Source organism: Muriicola sp. Z0-33, from assembly GCF_026126425.1.
In the GTDB taxonomy this organism is placed as follows: Bacteria; Bacteroidota; Bacteroidia; order Flavobacteriales; family Flavobacteriaceae; genus JAFMPW01.
Window position 1 is genome coordinate 153314 of sequence record NZ_JAFMPW010000008.1, and the last position, 23685, is coordinate 176998.

Consider the following 23685-nt stretch of genomic DNA (forward strand, 5'->3'; position numbering starts at 1 on the left):
GATAGACAAACAAACTATTATTATGAAGTTTTTAAAGAACATTCTGATGCTTTTGGGAGTAATGGTGGTAATCAGTACCCTGATTTTTGCTGCCCAACAGAGCAATCCATTTACCAAGGTAGAACTTCCATCTGTTAATGAAACAGAGAGCGATAAAAATGTCGCCAATGAGTATAGAATATCTGCGATTGATATTCCCGAAGACTTGAACTTTGCCGGTGAAAGTGTTCCCCAGAATGACCCTGAAATTATGGAAAGGGTAGATAGGGAATTTCTGGTCAATACCTATTGGCAATCCAACGCCTTGCTTTTAATGAAAAGGGCACATAAGTATTTCCCGATTATTGAACCCATCCTTGCAAAAAATGGTATCCCAGACGATTTTAAATATCTGGCCGTTGCAGAGAGCGGGCTTCAAAATGTAGTGTCCCATGCCGGGGCAACAGGGTTCTGGCAAATTATGAAAGGAACTGGACGGGAATACGGATTAGAGATAAATGCTAATGTTGATGAGCGTTATCATCTTGAAAAGTCTACACAGGTCGCGTGCAATTACCTTAATAAATGGAAAGATAAGTATGGCAGCTGGACACTCACGGCAGCTGCATATAATGCTGGCCCTGGAGCAATTAATAAATATATGGGAATTCAGCAGGTAGAGGATTATTACGACCTCTTACTCGGACAGGAGACAGGGCGTTATGTGTTCAGGATTATGGCAATAAAGGAGATATTATCCAATCCAGACAAATATGGCTTTGAGATTCATAAGGAAGACATGTACTCCTCTGTTCCTACTTTTCAGGTTGAGGTTGATGAACCAGTATCTAGCTTTGCAAACTTTGCTCAGGAATACGAAATAAATTATAAGATCCTTAAAAGACATAATCCATGGCTTAGGGAACCACATCTTAATAATGCTTCCAAAAAGAAGTATACTATAGAAATACCTAATAAAGGGTACTACAAAGTAGGGAAGTAGTCCATAGCCGTTTTATACAGCTCTTTTAAATAATTGGCATCAAATGATCAACACTAGATTTTTTTCATCTGTTGTTGCATCATTTTGATCTGCTCTGTAAGCATGTTGTTCTTGTCCAGTTTTTTGGCCTCCTGAAGCAACATGGTAGCTTCTCTTTTCCGCCTTTTCTGCATGGCAATTCCGGCCAGGCTCAATTTGGCCATAGCAACGTCATAATCCATATTCAGGCCAAATTTCAATGCTTTCTTAAAGTATTTTTCCGCCTGGGTAAGGTTTCTTTGAGAAAATATTATCCCGTACAAATAATTGTAATACCCCTGTTGTTTCTTTGTGAGGGCGGCAGCCGGGTTTTTTATTTTGGAAAGCCATTTCTCTGTGCCGACCATGTCTTGCTTCCTCATTCTAAGGAACGACAAAAGAATTAACTCGTTTCGGAAATAAAGAAAAACGAATATCAACGACAAAAAGATCAGCGCAATTCCGTTTCCTATATACCCCTCGATAAATTGATATACGGCCAGGCCCATGACAATTCCGGCCAGTACCATTTTAATATTTTTGTTAAACATAATTAATACTTTATTGGTTCGGTTACCTGGTTTGAAATTAGCTCGTACAATACTGTCGACTTTATTGAAGTCGGAATTTCCTGATCCCCCAGCTGTGCCATGGTAGATGCCCCTTCAAAATTACCTTCTACACTCATCTGTTGTATAAAGCCAGTATTTATATCTGTTGAAATTGTCGTTTTCTGTGAGCCTGATAATCTCATAGTTGTTGCTGGTTCTGCGATATCCATTTCTACCAGAGCATTACCAATGATATCAGCGGAATCTGCTGTTAGTTCCTCCAATGTCCATATGTTCTTAGCGGTCAGTTTTCCAAAATACTCGTTCTCCCACTCATCACCTACTGCAACTTTCTTATCAGGATAAATAAAAGTCATTTGCTTGTAGCTATTGGAAAGTGCTTCTGAACCAAATTCCTTTTCCAAAGATTTTTTCATCATATTTAAGGAAAATTCATCTTGTAAGCCCGAAGAATTTGCCATTTTAGTTACCAAACTATCCCCGCCAGTAACCTCCAGAATATCCCCGTTTCTGGCCAGGACAATATAAATGGGTTCGTTTAGCAGACTGTTAAAAATCTTTGATTGAATATCTTCCTCGTTTACGACACTGGCGTTTACATTTAGCAACTCGCCCTGAATGCTGGAAGACATATTTAAATTTAAGTCGGTAAAAGTGACTTTAATTTGATAGTTGTCCGCATTTTCGGTCATTACCAGAAACTGCATTACCCCATCCAGATTGTTGGTTATTTCGTGTGCAGCACCGTCCAACTCTTGTGTAATCACCTGTACCGCCTTTTGTTTAATGGTGAAGGTATCTCCTTCGGATAATCTATATTGCAGGCTGGTCTGCCCAAATAATATGGAACAGCAGCATGTGAGAACCAGAAAAGAAAGGACTTTTTTCATGTCTGAAGGGGAATGTTTTTTTGTTGCGGCAAAAGTAGTAAAAACAATTCGAAATATTTTATAAATCCATTTGGCAAAGCAAAAACTCTTCGTATATTTGCGCCCAGATTTTGCAGAGGTAATAGCAGAATATTAAAGACAAATTTTTTTCTAATGAAAAGAACATATCAGCCATCCAAAAGGAAGAGAAGAAACAAACATGGTTTTAGAGAGCGCATGGCATCTGCCAATGGCAGAAAAGTTCTTGCCAGAAGAAGAGCCAAGGGAAGAAAGAAATTAAGTGTATCCTCAGAGCCGAGACACAAAAAATAATGATAATATTAAATTATATAAACTGGTGTTACTTTCTTTAAGTAGCACCTTTTTTTTGTCCTGTAAATACGAAAACCGAATTATTAACATAGATAGAAGATTAAAATCACCTTAATATGCCCAAAAGAAAAGATATCAAATCCATTTTAATTATCGGATCCGGACCAATTGTTATAGGTCAGGCTTGTGAGTTTGACTATTCAGGGTCGCAGGCGCTGAGGTCCTTAACTGAAGATGGTATTAAAACGGTACTCATCAATAGCAACCCGGCCACGATAATGACAGATCCAACCATGGCCGATCATGTATATCTTTTACCACTTACCACCAAATCTATTATTAAGATACTAAAAGAACATCCGGAGATAGATGCAGTATTACCAACAATGGGTGGGCAAACAGCACTGAATTTGTGTATTGAAGCAGATGAAAAAGGCATTTGGCAAGATTTTGGAATTGAGATAATTGGTGTTGACATCAATGCCATTAATATAACTGAGGATCGGGAGAAGTTTCGTGAACTTATGCTAAAGATTGGTATTGGTATGGCGCCTCAATCTACCGCGACATCCTTCTTAAAAGGAAAGGAAATTGCCCAGGAATTTGGATTTCCTCTTGTAATCAGGGCTTCTTATACCCTGGGTGGAGCAGGTGCATCTATAGTTTACAAACCGGAGGATTTTGATGAATTATTGAGTAGGGGGCTGGAAGTGTCTCCCATACATGAAGTGATGATAGACAAGGCCCTGATGGGTTGGAAGGAATATGAATTAGAATTGCTTCGTGATAAAAATGACAACGTGGTCATCATTTGTACCATTGAAAATATGGATCCCATGGGGATACATACAGGAGATTCTATTACAGTTGCCCCTGCTATGACCCTATCCGATGCTACTTTTCAACGCATGCGTGATATGGCCATAAAAATGATGCGAAGTATTGGTGACTTTGCAGGGGGTTGCAATGTGCAATTTGCAGTGAGTCCGGACGAGAAGGAAGACATCATTGCAATTGAGATAAACCCAAGGGTGTCCAGATCTTCTGCTCTGGCATCTAAGGCAACAGGGTATCCTATTGCTAAAATCGCAGCTAAACTGGCCATTGGCTATCACCTTGATGAATTGGATAACCAGATCACTAAATCTACCTCGGCCTTATTTGAACCTACACTCGATTATGTGATTGTTAAAATTCCACGATGGAATTTTGATAAGTTCGAAGGATCTGATAGGACACTTGGCCTGCAAATGAAAGCCGTGGGTGAGGTGATGGGCATTGGAAGGTCTTTTCAGGAAGCACTTCACAAAGCCACACAATCTTTGGAGATTAAGAGAAACGGACTTGGGGCAGATGGCAAAGGCTACAAAAATTATGACCAGATCATTAGTAAATTAACCATTCCCAGCTGGGACAGGGTTTTTGTAATCTATGACGCCATCCAACTTGGAATTCCTTTAAGCAGGATACATGAGATAACCAAGATAGATATGTGGTTCTTAAAAGAATATGAAGAATTGCATTTTCTTGAAAAGGAAATTTCAAAATATACTATTGCCAGCCTTCCCAGAGAGCTATTGTTAGAAGCAAAACAAAAAGGTTTCGCCGACAGGCAAATTGCACATATGCTGGATTGTTATGAAAGTGAAGTGCATAAGAAAAGAATGGCAGAAGATATCAATAGAGTATTTAAATTAGTTGATACCTGTGCGGCAGAATTTAAGGCAATGACGCCATATTATTATTCCACTTTTGAAGAGGAGATCCAACCGCCTGACGGGGATAAATATGTTGCGAATGACAGTGAGGTAACGGCCCGTAAAAAAATTGTGGTACTGGGATCTGGTCCTAACAGGATTGGCCAGGGGATAGAGTTTGATTATTGTTGTGTTCATGGGGTATTGGCTGCGGCTGAGTGCGATTATGAGACCATAATGATCAATTGTAATCCGGAAACAGTTTCAACAGATTTTGACACAGCAGACAAACTGTATTTTGAACCTGTATTCTGGGAGCATATATACGATATCATTCTTCATGAAAAACCGGAAGGGGTTATTGTACAGCTGGGAGGGCAGACGGCCCTGAAGCTTGCAGAAAAATTGGATAAATACGGAATAAAAATAATGGGGACAAGTTTCCAATCTCTGGATCTGGCTGAGGACAGAGGTAGTTTTTCCAAACTTCTGAAAGAGAATAACATCCCTTATCCAGAATTTGGTGTAGCCGAAAGTGCTGATGAAGCTCTGGAACTTGCAGATAAATTAAATTTTCCACTACTGGTAAGGCCTTCATACGTTTTAGGAGGACAAGGAATGAAAATTGTTATTAACAAGGAAGAATTAGAAGAGCATGTGGTAGATCTTCTTAGGAAAATACCCAATAACAAATTGTTATTAGACCATTATTTGGATGGGGCCATTGAGGCAGAAGCAGATGCCATTTGTGATGGAGAAGAAGTCTACATTATTGGAATAATGGAACATATTGAACCCTGTGGAATTCATTCAGGGGACTCTAATGCTACGCTTCCGCCATTTAATCTGGGAGAATTTGTGATGCAGCAAATTAAGGATCATACCAAAAAAATAGCCCTGGCATTAAATACAGTCGGACTCATAAATATCCAATTTGCCATCAAAGACGATATGGTTTATATCATTGAAGCCAACCCGAGAGCTTCACGTACTGTGCCTTTTATTGCAAAGGCCTATGGTGAGCCCTATGTTAATTATGCTACTAAAGTGATGATAGGTGATAAAAAGGTGAAGGACTTTGAATTTAATCCTGAACTGGAAGGATTTGCCATAAAACAGCCAGTATTCTCTTTCAATAAGTTTCCAAATGTCAACAAGAATTTAGGGCCGGAAATGAAAAGTACAGGGGAAAGTATCTTGTTTATAGACAGCCTGAAAGATGATGAGTTCTATGAATTGTACACAAGGCGAAAAATGTACCTTTCCAAATAAGGCGTTTTTTAAGTCTTATTAGCGGACATCCATACCTGCTTTTACTTACTGGGTATTCAATAAAAAATGGACTTCGACCAGAACCTCCTGCGCTATTTTTTTGAATAACAGCTTTGGTACTTTAATATTGAATTCTTCTGGTTTGATCATAAAAACAGATTTCATTTCAATACCATCGGTATGCTTCTTTAAAGTGTTTTTAGTCGTTAAACTTCTGGTCAAACCATGAATGGTTAATTTACCTTCTATTGTAAATTCCTTTTCAGAGTAAGGGACTTCTTCTATATTGAAATCTATAATTCTACCCGTAAAATAGGCTTTTGGATAGCGTTCAGATTCTACATAGTTTTCATTAAAGTGCTCCTGCATTAACGCCCGCTTAAACCTAAAATCTTTCATTAGCAAGACAGCAGCAAATTGGCCATTTTCCAATTGGAGTATGGCGTTCACCTCATTATTTACAGCGTAAATATCCTCAAGAGGAGTTGAGGCATTAAATGTAATAGCCCCTTCGGATGTTTTCAGATTGGTCTGTCCGATTATCAGATTGCCAAATAGAAGTAAAATAGCGGCTGATATTGAATTTTTCAATTCCATTTAGTTTTCCGGGAGCCCCTGGTCTATCCAGTCTTCAATAATCTGTCTGGTGTTAGCTGGTAGTCGTCCCTGTGGAGGCATTGGGTTTGATGAACTGTTGATTCTGGCCAACAGCGATCTGGTTTCCACTGCGTTTTTTACATCGTCATAGGTCTCCAGGGACATTGGAGCATTGTTGACGGGTGGATTAGAATGACAAGACAAACAATTACTTTCAATTATGGCTTTAATATCTGCCTCGTAGTTCCGTGGCATGGGCATAGCCATAGGATCGTCATCAGACACAGGGTCTGGCATCTCTTCGGGATCGCTGCTTTTAGAACAACTACTTAAGATCAACATTAAGGTGAGCATAGCACCTGAGAGTAACTTTTTCATAGCGATTAATAGATTTATACCTGGCTAAATACAATTATATAATAACCAGGCAGTTAAAGTTTTTATTATTTAGATGTAGCAAACTAAAAAAGGTTACAAAATTTTGTAACCTTTTTACAATTCAAGCATCTAAGGTAAAAGCACACTTATGAATTCTCTGCCTTTTCGCGAACACCAAAGATGGAAAATTTCGGATGAGGAAGTCATAAGAAAAGTGCTTGCTGGTGAAAAAGCCTTCTTCGAATTACTGATGCGCCGGTATAATCAAAAACTTTTCAGGGTAGTTGCAGGGTACCTAAGCAATAAGGAAGATGTTGCAGATGTAATGCAGGAAACTTATTTAAAGGCATATCAAAAATTAGATCAGTATAAATTCAAGGCAACTTTTTCTACCTGGTTAATAAGAATTGCGATAAATGAGGCCCTTGGGAAGAACAGAAAGGACAGTAAATATGTTAAGTTTAATAGTGATACGGATGAATTTCAATCAAAAATTATTGAATTGCCCACGGCGGTAAATCAAAATCCGGAACACCAGCTTATCCATGCAGAAACCAAAATCATGCTCGAAAAAGCCATTTTAAACCTATCTGCCAAGTATAGGATTGTTTATATGCTGAGGGAAGTTGAAGGGATGTCTATCACCGAGATAGGTGAATGCCTGAATTTGTCTTCCGTAAATGTCAAAGTTAGATTATTCAGGTCGAGGAAAATGATCAGGGAAGAATTGTATCGGCTCTCGGCCACTTCGGACCCATTTGAATTTGGATTTAAACATTGCGATGCACTGGTAAACAAGGTGCTCAAAGCTATTTGACACTTATGAGATAATTCAAAATTATAAAAACATAGTGCTTATTTCTGATGATAAGCTTATTCTATAATCATTTTAAAAATCTCCTGCTATGAAAAAGATTTTTTTGATCTACATCCTGTTTTTTCTTCCCTTGAATGTCATTTCCCAGGATGATTTAATTTTAGAAATTGATAAACAGGACAGTATTCCATATGCCAGCGCTGTATTTAAAGGCTTGAAAATTATCAATCTGGAATCAACTAAACTGGCACCAAGACGAAGTTTGTATTTTGTAGTATCGCACCGTTTTGGTTCCGTAAAAGATGGGCTACGAGAGTTTTTTGGCTTGGACCAGGCAGTAACGCGCCTGCATCTTATTTATGGCCTAAGCGATGCATGGAACGTTGGTTTTTCCAGGAGTTCCTATCAAAAAACGTATGACCTCAATACCAAATACCGTATTATTCGACAGAGAAAAGGAGGTTTCCCGATGACCCTGGTTGGATTTAACGGCATAATTCTCAATGGAAATCTGGATGAAGCATTACTGCCGGGCCTTGAATTTAAAGACCGCCTGGGATTTATTTCCCAATTGTTGATTTCAAGAAAATTCACTGAAAGCTTATCGTTAGAGTTAGCTCCTTCTTTTTTCTATGACAACTATCTGCCAGAAACTTCTGGAGATCAGGACGAGATGAAAGCACAGTTTTCAATAGGAGTAGGGGGGCGTTATAAAATTTCCAAAAGACTATCTCTGAATATTGATTATGCCGCCCATTTGAATCGTGCCGACAATAACCCTTTTAATGATCCTTTGTCTATTGGTGTTGATATAGAAACCGGAGGTCATGTTTTTCAACTCCATTTCACTAATGCACAGCCCTCTTTCGAAAATGGATTCCTGGGCCAGGCTAATGGTAGCTGGAAAGACGGAGTAATCTTTTTTGGCTTTAACCTGAGCAGGACTTTTTAGTTTTCCTTTAAGCCTTGTGTTACCCAGGCATCGAAGATACGCCTGGTCTCCTTTGGCATTAAGCCGTCTGGCGGCATGGGATTGGTAGCACTATTGATCTTTTGGATCAAATCCCTGCTCTCAACGGCATTTTTAACGGCCTCATAGGTCGTAAGTGGGATAGAAGCACCATTGTTTGGCGGGTCTGTGTGGCAGGCGATACAATTGGTTTGTACAATTGGTTTGATATTACCTTCATAACTGATATCGGTAAAGAGCAATTCGTCTTCTTCAGCAGAAGGTTCATCCTGGCTAGTTGTATCATCAGAACAGCCTAGCATCAAAATAGAGAGAAAAATAATATAAATCCTCAATTGCACTTTTCAAATCTTTAGCAACCCGTTTTTTTCACAGGAATTGACAATGAAGTGATCTTGTATTAAAATTGGGTCAGCGAGCAATTTACTCCTTTTCCGGGATGGCTATTTCCTCTTCCCAGATATACCTGCCAAACCATTGCCAGTTATGCCAGGTTGCTGCAAGTCGCTCTTTCGGTTTGTTAATTCCATGACCGAAACCCTTATAAATAATCAATTTGGTCGGCGCCCCTATATCCTGCAAGCCTTGAAATAATTCGTAGGCATTAGCTGTCGGTACTCGCTTATCAAATTCCCCATGCTGGATAAGTGTAGGGGTGACGGCCTTATTGATATTGGTCATAGGAGACGTCTTTTCGTAAATCTCTTTATCCGACCAGGGAGTGGCTTTTAAGTACTGCCGCGTAAACGGATGGATATCGGTATTCACGTAATAAGTCATCCAATTAGAAATTCCGGCACCGACGGATATTGCACTAAATTTATCCGAATTGGTTGTGAGAAAGGCCGAGATATAGCCCCCCTGACTCCAACCCATGGCACCAATTTTTTCGCTATCAATCATCCCGCGATCTTCCAGATATTTAACCCCAGAAAGCACATCCCAGGCATCCCCAACTCCGAGATTTTTAACATTCAGGGATCTGAATTTTTCTCCATAACCTGCCGAACCGCGATAATTGGGCCTTAAAACCAGCGCCCCTTTATTTACCCATTGCGTGACAGGGTACACATAAGAGGGGACAGCCGAAGGCGTAGAAATCCCAGTGGGTCCTCCATGAATTATAACCAGTAAGGGATATTTTTTTGCGGGACTGTAATCCCTGGGTTTGTGCAAAACGCCTTCAATTTCGGCCCCGTCTTCGCTTTTCCAGGAAATCACTTCGCTTTTAGCATACTTCCAATTTTTTATTTGACTGCTGGCATTGGTCAAGGCCTTAAGCTGTTTCATCCGAACATCAGTGCTATAAACCTCTGTTAAGTCTTCATTATTTGCCGCTGTAAAAGCCAGTTGCTCGCCATCAGCAGAAAAGGAAAAGCCCCAAATACGTTCCGGAATTTCGGATATTATTGTGGCTTTCCCACTTTTGGGATCTATTTTGACTAGCGGGCGAATCGTTTTTTGCCAGGCCACTCCAAATATTCCCTTCGAATTCCATTCCAGACCGTAAATATTCTCGTCAAAATCCTGGGCTAATTGTCGGTCATTTGTGCCGTCAATATCTATTCTGAAGAGCTTGTTATTCTTGTAATAGTTAGAGGTGCTGTCTGCAAGACTACTGCCGTAAAGAATACTCTTACTATCTGGTGACCAAGCCCTTAAGCCATCAAAACTGGGATTGTTGATCAAGGTTTTAATCGCTCCGGACTCAAGGGTAAGCAGTGAAATATCGGCTTTAAAAAAGCTATTTCTCAACGGGTCTGGTTGATGTTCAATGGCCATTTTATGACCATCAGGAGACCATAGAAAATTGTTTATTGAAAATGTAAGAGAATCTATTACTTTCTCTGGTTTCAAAGTAGCTTTATAGAGAGAATCGTTCAATTGGTTGGGTAGTGGCATCGCATTTAACTTGGCCGGATTAAAATTGATCAGCCAAAGTTCATTGAGCCCGTACTCCTGGTCTTCCACGGCAAAACCGCCGTAAAGAGCTTCGCGTTGCTTTTCCTTTTCCGACCTGTCTTCTGCTTGTAAATAAGCAATTTTCTTACTATCGGGGCTCCAATGGTAAGCCGATACGCTTCCCTCTGCATTACTAATCTGGAAGGCTTCCCCGCCTGCTAATCTCAGAGCGTATAACTGCGTTTTGTTCCCTCTATCGGACCTAAAGGCGATCCATTGGCCATCAGGAGACCATTTTGGATTATTACTGCTACCTTTTTTGTTGTTCGTAATTTGAAAAGGTGGCGCACCATCTTTACTCAACCAAAGTTCGGTATCGTATCTGTTTTCTTCCCAATCCACCACAGAAGATTGATATACCACATGCTTGCCGTTTGGAGAAATCACTGCACCCGAAACTGAACGCAAGGAAATTATTTCTTCAAACGATGGCTCGTGTAAACTTTGGGCGTGGCTATAATTCATAACAACCAACAATACCAGTAACCGAAATATTTTTTTCATAGCAATTTTTAGTGTTAAAAGGGCGATGAGATTCTTCGTTTTATACATGCTGATCTATAAGCAAAGGGTTTCCATCGGGGTCTGTAATCATGAAACTTGCCGGGCCAGATCCGCTTTCATCCGCTTCGCTCATCAAAGAAACCCCTTCTTTTTTCAGATGTTTCTGTATTTCTCTAACATCGTCAAAAGAGCTTAGTTTTGAAGCATTTTCGTCCCAACCGGGGTTAAATGTTAGGATGTTTTGTTCAAACATGCCCTGGAACAAACCAATAAGGGCGTTTTCATTTTTCATAATAAGATAATTCCGCTCTAGCTCCCCGGCAAATACAGTGAAACCAAGGGTTTCGTAAAACTGTTTCGAGACCACTAAATCTTTTACTGCCAAACTGATTGAAAAAGCTCCTAGTTTCATTTTAAATAGATATTGGTTTTTTATTCTAATCTTCCCACTCGGTATGAAAGATACCGTCCCGGTCTAACCTTTCGTATGTATGCGAACCAAAGTGATCTCTTTGTGCCTGTATCAGGTTTAGGGGTAATCGTCCGGAGGTATAGGCGTCAAAATAAGTCAGGGAATTAGAAAGTCCTGGTAGAGGAACTCCATTTTTGGCCCCGTAAGCCACTAATTCTCTTGCCGAAGCTACAGTAGCATTCACTTTTTCAACAAATGCGGGTGCCAATAGTAAATTAGACAATGCATTATTTGCTTCAAACGCTTTTGATATATCATCTAAAAGGGCCGCTCTGATAATGCAACCAGCTCTCCATATTCTGGCAATTGTGGTAATGTTCAGTTCATACCCATATTCTTTAGAGGCATCTGCCAATTGATGAAGTCCTTGTGCATAGCTCATTATAAATGAAAAATAAAGCGCTTCTTCCGCCATTCTTACCAAATCTCCTTTCTCCAGCGGTTCTGGCTCTGGTCTGCCGTAGATGTCATCGGCCATAATTCTTTCATCTTTGAGCGCCGAAAGCTCTCTCATGCTCACAGCAATATCTATAGATGGAATTGGAATCCCCAGGTCCATGGCATTTTGGGAGGTCCATTTTCCGGTCCCTTTTTGCTTAGCCTTGTCAAGGATCTGGTCTACCAGCCTTCCGTCGCCAAACTCATCTTCCTGTTTAAATATTTGTGAGGTGATCTCAACCAGGAAGGATTGTAACCTGCCCTCATTCCACTCCGCATAGGTTTGGTGCAATTCATCATTACTTAGACCTCCGGCCTTTTTCAATAAATCGTATATCTCAGAGGTAAGTTGCATAAGGCCATACTCTATGCCGTTATGAACCATTTTCACATAATTTCCGGCAGATTTAGGCCCTAAATAAGCCACACAGGGTTCTCCCTTGAACTTAGCGGATACGGCCTCGAAAATAGGTTGGACATAACTATACGCTTCTTTGGAACCTCCCGGCATAATACTTGGCCCTTTTCTTGCACCCTTTGCGCCACCGGAAACCCCTGCTCCAAAGAAATGAATTCCTTTATTCGCTAAATAGGCTTCGCGCCTGTCCGTATCTGTGAAAAATGAATTTCCGCCATCAATTATAATATCATCCTTATCTAAAAGGGGTATTAAACCCTCTATTACACTGTCAACAATTTTACCGGCAGGAACTAGTAACATGATTTTTCTCGGTTTGGAAAGAGCATTGACAAATGTTTCCACATCTCTTGAAGCTGTTACCTTATTTTCATCACCGCCCTCCTGGATCAATGCGTTCACTTTTTCATCATCAAGGTCGTGTCCGAATGCAGAAAAACCATTATCTGCAACATTCAAAATAAAATTACGGCCCATTACTCCAAGGCCTATCAATCCAAAATCGTAATTGTTTTGTTCCATATGTTTTGTGTTGTAGCTTTTTCTAAGGTAAGAAGTCTGTAGTTATTTGTTTTGTTAACAGAGGATAAAATCAAAAATAAATTAAAATAACCACTTTTGTTCTCAATATCCTTGCAAACTCAAAGGGGATAACTATATTTAAAAACAGAACCGTCTAATAGGCCTATGGTACAGACAATGGCGGGCTATAAAAGGGACTGTGAATATTTAGACTAATTAACCACACTTTTAATATTATGAAGCATACAGCTGATCAAATGCTGATAATTTTTGGTGCATCGGGCGACCTTACTGCAAGAAAATTGGTTCCTGCGCTGTTTAATCTTTTTAAAGGACGGCATGCCCCTAAGAATTTCGTTGTTTTAGGTGCCAGCAGGAGTAATTTGACAGATGAGGACTTTAGAAAGAAAGTTATTTTTGAAAGCGGTTATCTGGAAAATGAGCGTAATGACAATGGGGTAGAATTCATGAAAGAATTCGCGGACAAGATATTTTATGAAGATCTGGGTAGCAACTATGATACAGATTATGCCGGGTTAAAATCCAGGATAGAAGATCTTAATACTGCGCATAACACCAAGCATAATTTTATCTTTTACCTCTCAACGCCACCTAACCTATATGAAATCATTTCAAAAAATCTGAGCGATCAGGGATTGACCATAGAAAAGAAAGGTTGGAAAAGACTTATCGTTGAAAAGCCGTTTGGATATAATCTTGAAACGGCAAAGAAGTTGAATAATGCATTACATGAATATTTCCGGGAGTCTCAAATCTATCGTATAGACCATTATCTGGGAAAAGAAACTGTACAGAATCTGCTGGTTACCAGGTTTGCCAACAGCATTTTTGAACCGCTTTGGAACCGCAACTACATTCATCATGTTGAAATAACGAATGCGGAGCGTGTGGGTGTAGAAAAACGGGGTGGCTATTATGATAAATCCGGAGCCTTGCGCGACATGTTCCAGAATCATTTACTCCAGATTATTTCATTAGTGGTCATGGAACCACCTATTGGTGACAATGCAGAGGAGATCAGAAATGAAAAAGTTAAAGCCCTGAAATCACTTCGCATTATGCGCGATGAAGAAACCCTTTTTTCTCACACGATAAGAGGGCAGTATCTTGCAGCAGAAATAGATGGAGAAGAAGTTAAAGGTTACCGGGAAGAGGAGGGTGTGGATCCGGAATCCACAACTGAAACCTATGCCGCGATCAAGTTTTTTGTGGATAACTGGCGCTGGGCAGATGTCCCTTTTTATGTAAGAACGGCCAAAAGGATGCCAACAAAAGTAACCGAGGTGGTGATCCACTTCAAGTCTTCACATCATCATATATTTAAAGACTCAGGAATAAATAACAAAGACAATAAACTCATTATACGTATCCAGCCTGATGAAGGTGTACTTATTAAGTTTGGAGTGAAGGTACCCGGACAAGGATTTAAGGTAGAGCGGGCCAATCTGGATTTTTACTATTCCAGTCTTGCAGAAACCCGTTTAATGACGGCATATGAGCGCTTATTATTAGACGCAATGCAGGGTGATGCTACACTATATGCCAGGGCAGATGAGGTAGAGGCGGCATGGGAATTTGTAGACCCAATTCTGGAGTATTGGAAAAATGGCAGTAATGTCATCACTTATGGATATTCCGCCGGGATGTGGGGCCCTAGCAATGCCGATGATCTGATTGGGGGGTATTATATGTGGAGGAATCCCGGTGAGCAACTGGCCGATGATCCTGGATTCTGCGTTTTAAGTTAATTTTTTATCATTATTCTACTAGCATGACAACTAAGGTGTATACATCCAAAATGGATTTAGCGAGAGAATTTGCCAAATGGATGTCCAAATTTATCGATGATTCCCAGAATGAGGTCAACATTGCACTTTCCGGGGGAAGTACCCCTAAATTAATTTTTGAGGAGCTGGCTTCAGAATATAAGGATAAGATAGATTGGTCCAGAGTACATTTCTATTGGGGTGACGAGAGGTGTGTACCTCCTACAGATATGGATAGTAATTTTGGTATGACCGCCGAATTGCTGCTTTCCAAGATCAGTATTCCATCTGAAAATGTACATCGAATTAAAGGAGAGAATACCCCAGGAGAAGAAGCAGTTAACTACAGTAAGTTGCTGCAGCATAGATTAACCGTAAAAGACAACATACCCTGTTTTGACCTTGTGATTCTTGGAATGGGAGATGATGGGCATACCGCCTCGATATTTCCACACCAAATTGAGTTGTGGGATGCTGATAACAACTGCGAAGTGGCCACACATCCCGAAACCGGGCAGAACCGAATTACTCTTACTGGTAAACTGATCAATAATGCCAAAATGGTGACTTTCCTTGTTACCGGGGCCAATAAGGCCGATAAAGTAAGAGAAATTATAAAGAGAGAAGGGCATTTTGAAGACTATCCTGCTTCTTTGGTTGCGCCAATTTCAGGAGACTTGAACTGGTTTCTGGACAGTGAAGCGGCGGCAGAATTATAGTCTATTCTCAGCGCATGGTTACAGCTCAAGTTTTGGTTCTTCAAAATCATCTTCCTCTGCCCTTTTTAAAATAGGTTCCGGAATAGACTTTTTAGCTTTTGCTCCCATTTTTTTCAATTTTTCGATACGTGTGATGATATTACCTTTACCTTCCACCAATTTATTCATCGCTCCTTTATATTCCGTTTTGGCTTCATCCATCTTTTTCCCTACCCGGGTTAAGTCGGACACAAATCCTTCAAACTTATCATACAACGCCCCGGCCTGACGTGCAATTTCTATGGCATTTTTCTGTTGCTTCTCATTGTTCCACATCGTATCAATAGTTCTGAGCGTTGCCAGAAGGGTAGAGGGGGTTACAATTACAATATTTTGTTCAAAAGCTTTATTGTATAGGGTACTCTCGTTGTTGACTGCTATAGAAAATGCAGTTTCTATGGGTACGAACATCAGTACAAAATCCGGGCTTTCCATTTCATAAAGATCCTCATACTTTTTGGCGGATAACTGGTCAACATGTTTCTTAAGGGAGTTGATATGGTCTTTTAGAAACCGCTCTTTCATATCTTCCTCCGAATTTATATAGCGCTCATAGTCTGTCAGGGAAACTTTGGAATCCACTATCATTTTCTTGCCGTCAGGTAGGTTTATTATAACATCGGGGAGTACCCGGGTACCATCTTCCCTGGTAAAACTTTGTTGCACACTGTATTCCCTGTCTTTTTCGAGACCAGATTTTTCTAACACCCTTTCCAAGACCAACTCTCCCCAGTTCCCCTGCATTTTGCTATCTCCTTTCAGGGCCTTGGTAAGATTTTCTGCTTCCTGGGTAATTTTTAGATTTTGATTCTGCAAATTCATCAGTTGCTCCTTTAGCGCCTGATGAATACCATAGTTCTCCTTTCTACTTTCCTCGACCTTCTTTTCGAACAATTGAATCTTTTCCTGCAAAGGATGAAGGATGTTTTTTATGTTCTTTTGATTTTGTTCCGTAAACTTTATACTTTTTTCATCCAGGATCTTATTTGCCAGATTTTCAAATTCCTTAGTGAATTTTTCCTGCAATTTTTCTACTTCATCTTTTTGTTCCTTGTTCTTGTTTTGAAGATTTTGTATTTCGGCTTCATGCCTGATTAACTGACTGTTTAATTGCTCTTTATGCAACCTCAATTCATTTTTTTCTTCTACAGAATTTGCCAGTTGATCATTTAAATGAGTAAGGTTATTTTTTAATTGTTGCTCTCTTTCCAGGAGGGTGCTCTGGCTAGATTTGGTCTTAAGTTGCTGAATGTAGATACCAATGAAATAGCCAGCGACTATAAAAACAATTGCGAGGATAATGTAGATAAGAAATTCGTTCATTGGGTAATTATTTCTTTAGAGTAAAGATAGGGGTTTGCTATTAAATTTGGCACCAAATAATTTAGTTCTGAATCCGGAAAGAACCGGTATTGGGATCAAACAAAATAGTTTCGGCCGGGAAGAGCGCTTCAAAACTTTTTTGTTCAATCAGATCACAGGGAGCTCCAAAAGTACTTTTTCCCTGTTCCATTATAAGCATTTTATCACATAGCTGTATGGCCAGCTCTATTTCATGGGTGGTGTAAAGAATTGTTTTCCCGGTTTCATGTGCGATACTTCGCAACAATTTGATGATCTGAACTTTATGAAACAGGTCCAGATGGGTGGTGGGTTCATCCAGAAACATCACTGCCGTATCTTGTGCAAGTGCCCTGGCTACCATAACTTTTTGTAATTGTCCATCGCTTAGTTCATAGCATTTTTTTGAGGCAATATTTTCCAGGCCTACCCTTTGGATGGCATTTGTAATGATTTTTTGATCCTTAGTTGACAGCGTGCCAATCCAGTTGGTATAAGGTTGTCTTCCAAGACCAATCAGTTCTCTTACCGTAAGATTTTTAGAGGCTACTGATTCTGTCAGGACCAAACTAAGTTCTTCAGCCAGTTGGGTGGAAGAATAAGATTCTAGGGCCTTGTCATGAATACGGATATCCCCCGATATTCTTGGCTGCACCGCTCCCAGGGTGCGCAATAGCGTACTTTTTCCAATACCATTTATTCCTACAATGGCTGCCAATTGCCCCCTGGCCAGATCAAAATGAATATCCTCTGCTATAAGCGTATTTTTGTTTTTAGCTTGATACCCAATATTCAGGTTCCTTACCTTTAGTGTAATATGTTCTTCAGTAGCACTAATACCTATATAATTTTATTCATAATATTAAAAAATCATCTTTTTCTTTCTCAACAATAACCAAATCACTATTGGGGCTCCAATAATTGAAGTTACGGCATTAATAGGCAAAATATAAGCCGAGCCAGGAAGCTGCGCCAGGGTATCGCAAAGCAACAACAATATAGCCCCATATACCAGAACTGCAGGTACTAAAGTTTTGTGATTGGTGGTGTCAAAAATTTGCCTGCTAAGATGGGGTACTGCCAGGCCGATAAAAGCAATAGGTCCGGCGAAGGCTGTAACACTCCCTGCTAACAATGCTGTGGATAAAATAATAAGAAACCTTGCTTTTTTTAGAGGAACTCCCATACTCCTGGCGTAATTTTCTCCCAATAGCAGAGCGTTTAAGGATTTAATAGAAAAAATGCTCAATACAATTCCCAATAATATTATTGCCAAAAGCAGCCCCAGTTGCTGCCATGATAAGTTGCCTACACTACCAAAGGACCAATATATAAATAACTGCAATTTTTCTGCGCTGGTGAAATAAGACAATACGGTTACCACAGCTGCCGTGATGCTTCCAAACATCAGGCCGATAATCAACAAGGCCATAGTGTCTTTAATTCTTGTGGCTACAGCCATTACTGCGAACAAGACCAGTAAGCCTCCAAGGCTTGCAGCCACAGCTAAAGAAAAATCATTAACAAAAGAAATAGAGAACCAACCGGCAATAAGTGAGGCGCCCATAATGAGTATTGCGGCTCCCAGACTGGCACCCGAACTAATCCCCAGCACAAAGGGGCCTGCCAAAGGATTTCTAAATAGCGTTTGCATCAAAAGTCCGCTGAGAGAAAGTGCACTTCCTACTAAAATGGCCGTTAAGGCCTTAGGTATCCGATAATTTCTGATGATGTAAGCGTAACTTTCATCTGTAAGGTCTCCACCCAGCAGCGCAATAAAGGTATCTTTTAGCGGGATATTTATGGACCCCAGACTTATGTTCAATACAAAACAAAACATCAGTATTAGCAGCAAGGCTAAGAAGGCAATCCGATTTTTGTTTGATGTTGGCACTATTTCAAAGGTTTAAAGAAAAAAGGATTATGTTCCGGTAATAATTCCGGATGAAAAATATGTATCAGGTCTTTTAGAATAAGATCAGGTCTGTGTGGCCCTAACTCATAATATAGCAATCCGCCTGTTTCTCCTTGCGTAGCAGCAAAGGTAAATACCTTCTGTTCCCTATATGCCTTAAATTGCGAATAATGTCTGTTGGCCAGCTCAAGCTGATCATAGGTAGTGAATTGTGAAGGTGAAATCCAGAAATCTGCATCCCTGGCTTGTTGCAGTACACTTTCCAGACTTAGAGATACACTTCCGGTGTCAGGATTATTTTGCCAGAGATAGCGAGTATTTGCATCTTTTAAAAACTGGGCTGCCCAGCTTTTACCACCTGGTAGGTACCAAACATCTTTATAAAGAGCGCCACTTAGAATAGTGGGTTGTTTTTTGGCTTTAGCAGCTATATTTTTTGCGACTTTGTAAGAGGAGGAAATATCATTGAAGATGCTATCTGCTTGATCCTCTAGTTCAAAAAAGGGGGCAAAAAATTTGATCCACTCCGCCCTTCCCAGAGGGGTTTCTTCTGTCCATTCACCGTTATATACCACAGGAATTCCGGCACGCTCCAGAGTATTATACGCCTTGTTTTGGTTATTTATACTAAATCCGATCACCACATCAGGCCGCAGTGCAATAACCATTTCACCGTTCATAGATTCGTTATTCCCCAATTCTAAAATTTCCCCCTTCGCTATCCTTTTTCTTGCGGCCTTCGATGATATGTATTTTGAATCAGGAAACCCGACGAGTTTGTCTATCACTCCAAGCGCCTCCAAAGCGGGAATATGGGTGGTTGAAGTAGCAACAAGACTTTCTACAGGAGTAAATACGATAGCATCGTAGTCGTTTTTATTCACGGTGATATTTGCGGCATTTTTTTTGGGTACCAATGCGTAGGTAAAATCAGCCGTGGCATTTGGCCAGGGAGAACTGACCGATATGGTAGTAATCCCCGATACTGATTTAGAAATTGAAAAGCCTTTGGCATAATCTACTTTTATCACATTGCCCTGGATCTCGTCCGATATTGCCCCCTTTTTATTCTCTACACATCCAAGGATTAATACGACAAATAAAAGTAGAAAGGTATTTTTCAAATTGATGACATTGAAGTGATATCAAAAATAGTATTATTTAATCTTTTGCCCGAAATATTAAACAGAATGTTTACCTTCGATCAGAATTTTGGTTTTCACTCCCATCATATGAGTGAAATTAAAAGGGAATCCGGTGATCTTACTGATACGGGTTAAGAAATTCCGGAACTGTTCCCGCAACTGTAAGCTTAGTTACACCTTGGTGTGATGGCTAACATTTCTTCTATTACCACTGTGAGCTATTTGTTCACGGGAAGGTTAATGTTAGTACGCAAGTCAGGAGACCTGCCAAATTCGAACAACGATGTTAAACTTTCGGGATAAAAGTTTACGTATGGGTACAGACATACTATTTCCCGTTTTCAATTCATTTAAATGACCAAAAAATTTATTAGTAATGGCATAGCCGCATGGTGCTGCTTTGCCCTGGCTGCACAACAGCAGCAAGATACTACACGACTTCAAATTCTGGATGAAGTAGTAGTGAGCGATTCACGTTTCGAATTGAAGCGAGAAAATTCAGGAAAGACCGTAATTAAAATTGGTGTTGAAGAACTTCAGCGCAACCAGGGAAGATCTGTTGCGGAAATTATAAACACTAAAAGCGGTATTGAAATTGCAGGTAGCAGGGGAAGAGATGGGGCTGTCCTGGGTGTTTTTGCCCGTGGGGGCAGAGGGAGGCAGGTTTTGATCATAGTAGACGGGGTCAGGGTTTCAGATCCTTCATCTTTTTCCCTGGAATATGACCTGCGTCTTTTAGCCACAGCAAATGTTGCTTCAATTGAAATCATCAAAGGGGCTGCAAGTACTTTGTACGGAACAAATGCTGCTACGGCAGTAATAAATATTACTACCAAGGGTGCTGCCAAAGAAAAAATGAGAGGTGAATTTCAATCGGTTTTCGGGACCAATCAGACTGCGGTGGACCAGAATTACAACCTGTCTAATTTCTCTAATAGTGCCAGGGTTTCCGGAACACTGAACAAATTCTCATATTCAACTAGTTTTTCAAACAGGTATTCTGAAGGTCTTTCTGCAATTGTTACACCTGAGAATGAGGAAGACAATTTTTCTAACAGCAGTAATGATATCCGTTTGGGATATCAGTTTTCAGAGAAATTTAATCTAGTAGTTTATGGGAATCAGACCAGGCTCCGCAGCGCTTTTGATGAATCCTTTGGCCTGATGGATGCTCCTTACCAGTTTATAAGTGATCAGGACAGGATTGGGGCTTCATTACGTTTGAAATTCGCAAATGGTGGAATTTACTTTAACGGTGCATATACCAACTATGAATCCGAAAGTAAAAGTGCCTTTCCGGGGGTGTTCAAAGCCAGGAACTATGTTGGGGATCTTTACGGTAAATACACTTTTAACGATAAGTTATATACCATATTGGGTGTAAATTATTTGGAAGATACTGCCGAATTCATATCAGATGAGAAATTTACAATCCTTGACCCCTATGCCAACCTGGTTTTTGTGTCAGATTTTGGACTTAATATTAACTCTGGAATACGAATTAACAATCACTCGGAGTATGGCAGTAATTTAGTTTATAATATAAATCCATCCTATACTTTTAAATTTAATGACCGGTATATAAAGCTTTTAAGTTCTTTCGCTTCTTCCTATATCACGCCTTCACTTACCCAATTATTTGGAACTTTTGGCGCAAATCCGAATCTAGATCCGGAAGATAACAGCACCTTGGAAGGTGGTGTAGAATATGCGGGTAACCAATTTAGAGTCAGCGGTATTTATTTTAATCGTAAGGAAGAAAATTTTGTTTTTTTCGACGGAGCCAGCAGTACATATCTCAATGCAGCAAATACTATAGATGCGCAGGGTGTGGAGCTAGAAATGAACTGGAAACCTGTTAATAACCTTAATTTACACTTCAACTATACCTTTACAGAGCGCAAAGGAGATTCAGCGATAAGAATACCCAAACACAAGTTTAATTTTTTAGGGAGTTACTCTTTCTCGGAACGAACTAGCGGAACTATAAGCTATACCATGACAGGAGAAAGATCGGACACAGACTTCAATGTCTTCCCTTTTGAAGAGGTACCACTAGATGCATTCTCTGTGGTTAATATCTACCTTCAACATCAAATCATTCCCAATAAACTGAGATGCTTTTTAAATCTTGACAATATTTTAAATAAAGAATTTACTGAAGTTATTGGTTTTACAACCCGGGGAAGAAACATAGCTTTAGGGATGAACATCAGCCTTTAATAAAAGCGACGAAAAAAAAAGTCCCTGACGCTGTACATTAAACAGACGTCAGGGCTTTAATTATATTTTTTAAAATGATTTAGTCTAAAAGCGGGAGGTAGAACTCCTTATCCAGAATCATATTATCCTTAATTGGTCTGAACATTTTTGAACTGGTGATCAGCTCTACCGGGTGTTTAACGGTAAAGTCGCGCTTAGAGGAAACTCCAAGAATCTCGTCAATAGCTCTTGCCAGCAGCGGTTCATTAAGATCTCCCAGAATCCCGAGGTTGGCCAAATCCTCCTCTAATTCAATATCGGCTGAAAAACCTGCGGTGTAATCCGAGAAACCAACAGAATTTTCATTTCTGCCCACCAGGGGCTGTATCGCCCATAAATTGTTTGGATTTATTTGATTTTCTCTGGATGGGGTATAAATAAAAGGTGCCCCGTCTCTGGAAGGGTCATCTACCATAGTAAGTGAAAATTCGTTCTTCCCCGTGGTAGTGGTACCTACTTTAATTACGTCTAAATAAGGATCCAGGCCGTTTATTACCAATTCACTGGCTGAAGCTGTGCTCCCAGTCGTTAATACATATACTCTGGTGAGGTTTAGTGTATTGATAGGACTGCCATCTCCTGTTGAACTTGCGAAATAATCATTTAAGGCATTGGGGTCATCCGCAGTGAATGCCTCCTGAATTTTATCGTTCCATCGTTGTTTTATGTATAGTTCATCGGTATTTGTTCCATAAATCATACTAGAGAGCAGTCTGGATGAGTTGACAGACCCCCCGGAATTATAGCGCATATCTAATACAAGTTCTGTTACCCCTGCCGATTTTAATTGCCCGAAAGCGTCGTTTAAGTCCTCATCAAACTCATTGGTAAAGCCGTTATACATTAAATAGCCAATCTTAACTCCGCTAATTTCGAATGAAGTCGTAATAAAAACAGGATTTTCAACAAGAGCTTCCTCTTTCGTCAATGTCACTTCTTTACCATTAGGAGTTATCACATCGTTCTCGATATCGGCCATATTAAGGGTGTAGGTGGCATTCTCGCCAAAGAGAAGGTCTCTGTAATTGTCCCTATTTAAAGTCTGCCCGTCTACTCCGGTAAACAGCTCACCTCTGGAAATATCCTTTGTAGAGGCATCGGAGTTTGCTATTATATAGCGGACATAGCCAAAGATATCATCACTCCCCTGAAAAACAATTAAACCAAATTCCAGGCCATTGCTCCTTGAAACTCCGGACAGATTATCGGTGAGTTCCTTATAGTCCATATTATAAAAGCTAAAACGGTCTTCACTAAACCGGAGTTTGTTATCGAAGAAATCCGCAGGATCGGACTCTGTTTGCAAAAATTCTGTATACTCCTGATCGTTAGAAAATCTATTATCAGCCAGGTCCGGGACATCTGCCTGCCAGAAATACCATATATTCATGGCCTTCCACATAAAATCTTGTACAGTAACATCTGCAGTCGTAGGATCAGGCCCATTGGGCCCTCCTATCCCGTCATCATTTTTTTTGCACCCGACATAGAAAAATCCTATTGTCAGGAATAACAGCACATACTTTTTCATATTTTCTTTTTTAAACTCACTTCAATTATCGTTCCATAGCAAAGAACAATTGGACAACTTTTAGCAATTTTAAGCGTATAGTTGTAAAAACTATACGATATTTAGTTTGTAATGCCCTAAAATAC

Annotated in this window: 21 protein-coding genes and 1 riboswitch; of the genes, 8 read left to right on the plus strand and 13 right to left on the minus strand. The window is 40.0% G+C overall.

Translation table 11 applies throughout. The features are described 5' to 3' along the window. Positions 1 to 22: 22 nt before the first annotated feature. Positions 23 to 982, plus strand: a complete 960-nt coding sequence (locus J1G40_RS12495) for a lytic transglycosylase domain-containing protein (RefSeq protein WP_265242979.1) — start codon at positions 23 to 25, stop codon at positions 980 to 982. 53 nt (positions 983 to 1035) lie between these two features. Here the strand turns inward: J1G40_RS12495 and J1G40_RS12500 are convergent, their stop codons facing one another. Continuing rightward, positions 1036 to 1551 (minus strand): DUF2892 domain-containing protein, encoded by a 516-nt coding sequence (locus J1G40_RS12500; protein WP_265242980.1) that lies wholly within the window; start codon positions 1549 to 1551, stop codon positions 1036 to 1038. 2 nt (positions 1552 to 1553) lie between these two features. Continuing rightward, positions 1554 to 2462: a DUF6263 family protein gene (locus J1G40_RS12505; protein ID WP_265242981.1), complete on the minus strand. Its 909-nt coding sequence runs from the start codon at positions 2460 to 2462 to the stop codon at positions 1554 to 1556. Positions 2463 to 2615: 153 nt separating this feature from the next. Between J1G40_RS12505 and rpmH the strand changes: the two genes are divergently transcribed. Further along, complete coding sequence (gene rpmH, locus J1G40_RS12510) at positions 2616 to 2774, plus strand: 50S ribosomal protein L34 (RefSeq protein ID WP_265242982.1); 159 nt, start codon at positions 2616 to 2618, stop codon at positions 2772 to 2774. Between the two features lie 116 nt (positions 2775 to 2890). Continuing rightward, entirely contained in the window at positions 2891 to 5743 is a 2853-nt protein-coding gene (gene carB / locus J1G40_RS12515) for a carbamoyl-phosphate synthase large subunit (protein ID WP_265242983.1), read from the plus strand. Between the two features lie 45 nt (positions 5744 to 5788). Here carB and J1G40_RS12520 read toward each other — a convergent pair whose 3' ends face one another. Both J1G40_RS12520 and J1G40_RS12525 read right to left on the minus strand, forming a co-directional pair. Beyond that, complete coding sequence (locus J1G40_RS12520) at positions 5789 to 6334, minus strand: YceI family protein (protein ID WP_265242984.1); 546 nt, start codon at positions 6332 to 6334, stop codon at positions 5789 to 5791. Positions 6335 to 6340: 6 nt separating this feature from the next. Then, positions 6341 to 6718, minus strand: a complete 378-nt coding sequence (locus J1G40_RS12525; RefSeq protein ID WP_265242985.1) for a hypothetical protein — start codon at positions 6716 to 6718, stop codon at positions 6341 to 6343. A gap of 148 nt (positions 6719 to 6866) precedes the next feature. On the opposite strand from J1G40_RS12525, the gene J1G40_RS12530 reads away from it, so the two are divergent. Further along, positions 6867 to 7535 carry an RNA polymerase sigma factor gene (locus tag J1G40_RS12530; protein ID WP_265242986.1) on the plus strand — a complete coding sequence of 223 codons (669 nt, stop codon included), beginning with the start codon at positions 6867 to 6869 and terminating at the stop codon, positions 7533 to 7535. Between the two features lie 88 nt (positions 7536 to 7623). Further along, the gene (locus J1G40_RS12535; protein WP_265242987.1) at positions 7624 to 8487 is read left to right on the plus strand and encodes a DUF5777 family beta-barrel protein; all 864 of its coding nucleotides are present in this window, start codon (positions 7624 to 7626) and stop codon (positions 8485 to 8487) included. Here J1G40_RS12535 and J1G40_RS12540 read toward each other — a convergent pair. From J1G40_RS12540 to gndA, 4 genes are all read right to left on the minus strand, one after another. Next, entirely contained in the window at positions 8484 to 8846 is a 363-nt protein-coding gene (locus J1G40_RS12540; protein ID WP_265242988.1) for a hypothetical protein, read from the minus strand. The genes J1G40_RS12535 and J1G40_RS12540 overlap by 4 nt on opposite strands. 82 nt (positions 8847 to 8928) lie before the next feature. Beyond that, the gene (locus J1G40_RS12545; RefSeq protein ID WP_265242989.1) at positions 8929 to 10971 is read right to left on the minus strand and encodes a S9 family peptidase; all 2043 of its coding nucleotides are present in this window, start codon (positions 10969 to 10971) and stop codon (positions 8929 to 8931) included. A 40-nt stretch (positions 10972 to 11011) separates the two neighbouring features. Continuing rightward, positions 11012 to 11383 carry a VOC family protein gene (locus tag J1G40_RS12550; protein ID WP_265242990.1) on the minus strand — a complete coding sequence of 124 codons (372 nt, stop codon included), beginning with the start codon at positions 11381 to 11383 and terminating at the stop codon, positions 11012 to 11014. A gap of 25 nt (positions 11384 to 11408) precedes the next feature. After that, positions 11409 to 12821, minus strand: coding sequence for an NADP-dependent phosphogluconate dehydrogenase (gndA, locus tag J1G40_RS12555; RefSeq protein WP_265242991.1), 1413 nt, complete (start codon positions 12819 to 12821; stop codon positions 11409 to 11411). Positions 12822 to 13057: 236 nt separating this feature from the next. Between gndA and zwf the strand changes: the two genes are divergently transcribed. Both zwf and pgl read left to right on the plus strand, forming a co-directional pair. Then, positions 13058 to 14590: a glucose-6-phosphate dehydrogenase gene (zwf, locus tag J1G40_RS12560; RefSeq protein WP_265242992.1), complete on the plus strand. Its 1533-nt coding sequence runs from the start codon at positions 13058 to 13060 to the stop codon at positions 14588 to 14590. A gap of 50 nt (positions 14591 to 14640) precedes the next feature. Beyond that, positions 14641 to 15327 (plus strand): 6-phosphogluconolactonase, encoded by a 687-nt coding sequence (gene pgl / locus J1G40_RS12565; RefSeq protein ID WP_265242993.1) that lies wholly within the window; start codon positions 14641 to 14643, stop codon positions 15325 to 15327. Positions 15328 to 15345: 18 nt separating this feature from the next. On the opposite strand, the gene rmuC is transcribed toward pgl, so the two are convergent. The 4 genes from rmuC to J1G40_RS12585 form a co-directional block, all read right to left on the minus strand. Further along, positions 15346 to 16689, minus strand: coding sequence for a DNA recombination protein RmuC (gene rmuC, locus J1G40_RS12570; RefSeq protein ID WP_265242994.1), 1344 nt, complete (start codon positions 16687 to 16689; stop codon positions 15346 to 15348). Positions 16690 to 16750: 61 nt separating this feature from the next. Beyond that, the gene (locus tag J1G40_RS12575) at positions 16751 to 17551 is read right to left on the minus strand and encodes an ABC transporter ATP-binding protein (protein WP_321160200.1); all 801 of its coding nucleotides are present in this window, start codon (positions 17549 to 17551) and stop codon (positions 16751 to 16753) included. A gap of 18 nt (positions 17552 to 17569) precedes the next feature. Further along, the gene (locus tag J1G40_RS12580) at positions 17570 to 18547 is read right to left on the minus strand and encodes a FecCD family ABC transporter permease (protein WP_265243035.1); all 978 of its coding nucleotides are present in this window, start codon (positions 18545 to 18547) and stop codon (positions 17570 to 17572) included. Positions 18548 to 18600: 53 nt separating this feature from the next. Beyond that, complete coding sequence (locus J1G40_RS12585; RefSeq protein WP_265242995.1) at positions 18601 to 19746, minus strand: ABC transporter substrate-binding protein; 1146 nt, start codon at positions 19744 to 19746, stop codon at positions 18601 to 18603. A gap of 72 nt (positions 19747 to 19818) precedes the next feature. Then, positions 19819 to 20054, plus strand: a riboswitch (cobalamin riboswitch). A 67-nt stretch (positions 20055 to 20121) separates the two neighbouring features. Between J1G40_RS12585 and J1G40_RS12590 the strand changes: the two genes are divergently transcribed. Beyond that, positions 20122 to 21990, plus strand: coding sequence for a TonB-dependent receptor plug domain-containing protein (locus J1G40_RS12590; RefSeq protein WP_265242996.1), 1869 nt, complete (start codon positions 20122 to 20124; stop codon positions 21988 to 21990). Positions 21991 to 22069: 79 nt separating this feature from the next. Here J1G40_RS12590 and J1G40_RS12595 read toward each other — a convergent pair whose 3' ends face one another. Then, positions 22070 to 23560 carry a S41 family peptidase gene (locus tag J1G40_RS12595; RefSeq protein WP_265242997.1) on the minus strand — a complete coding sequence of 497 codons (1491 nt, stop codon included), beginning with the start codon at positions 23558 to 23560 and terminating at the stop codon, positions 22070 to 22072. Positions 23561 to 23685 lie beyond the last annotated feature (125 nt).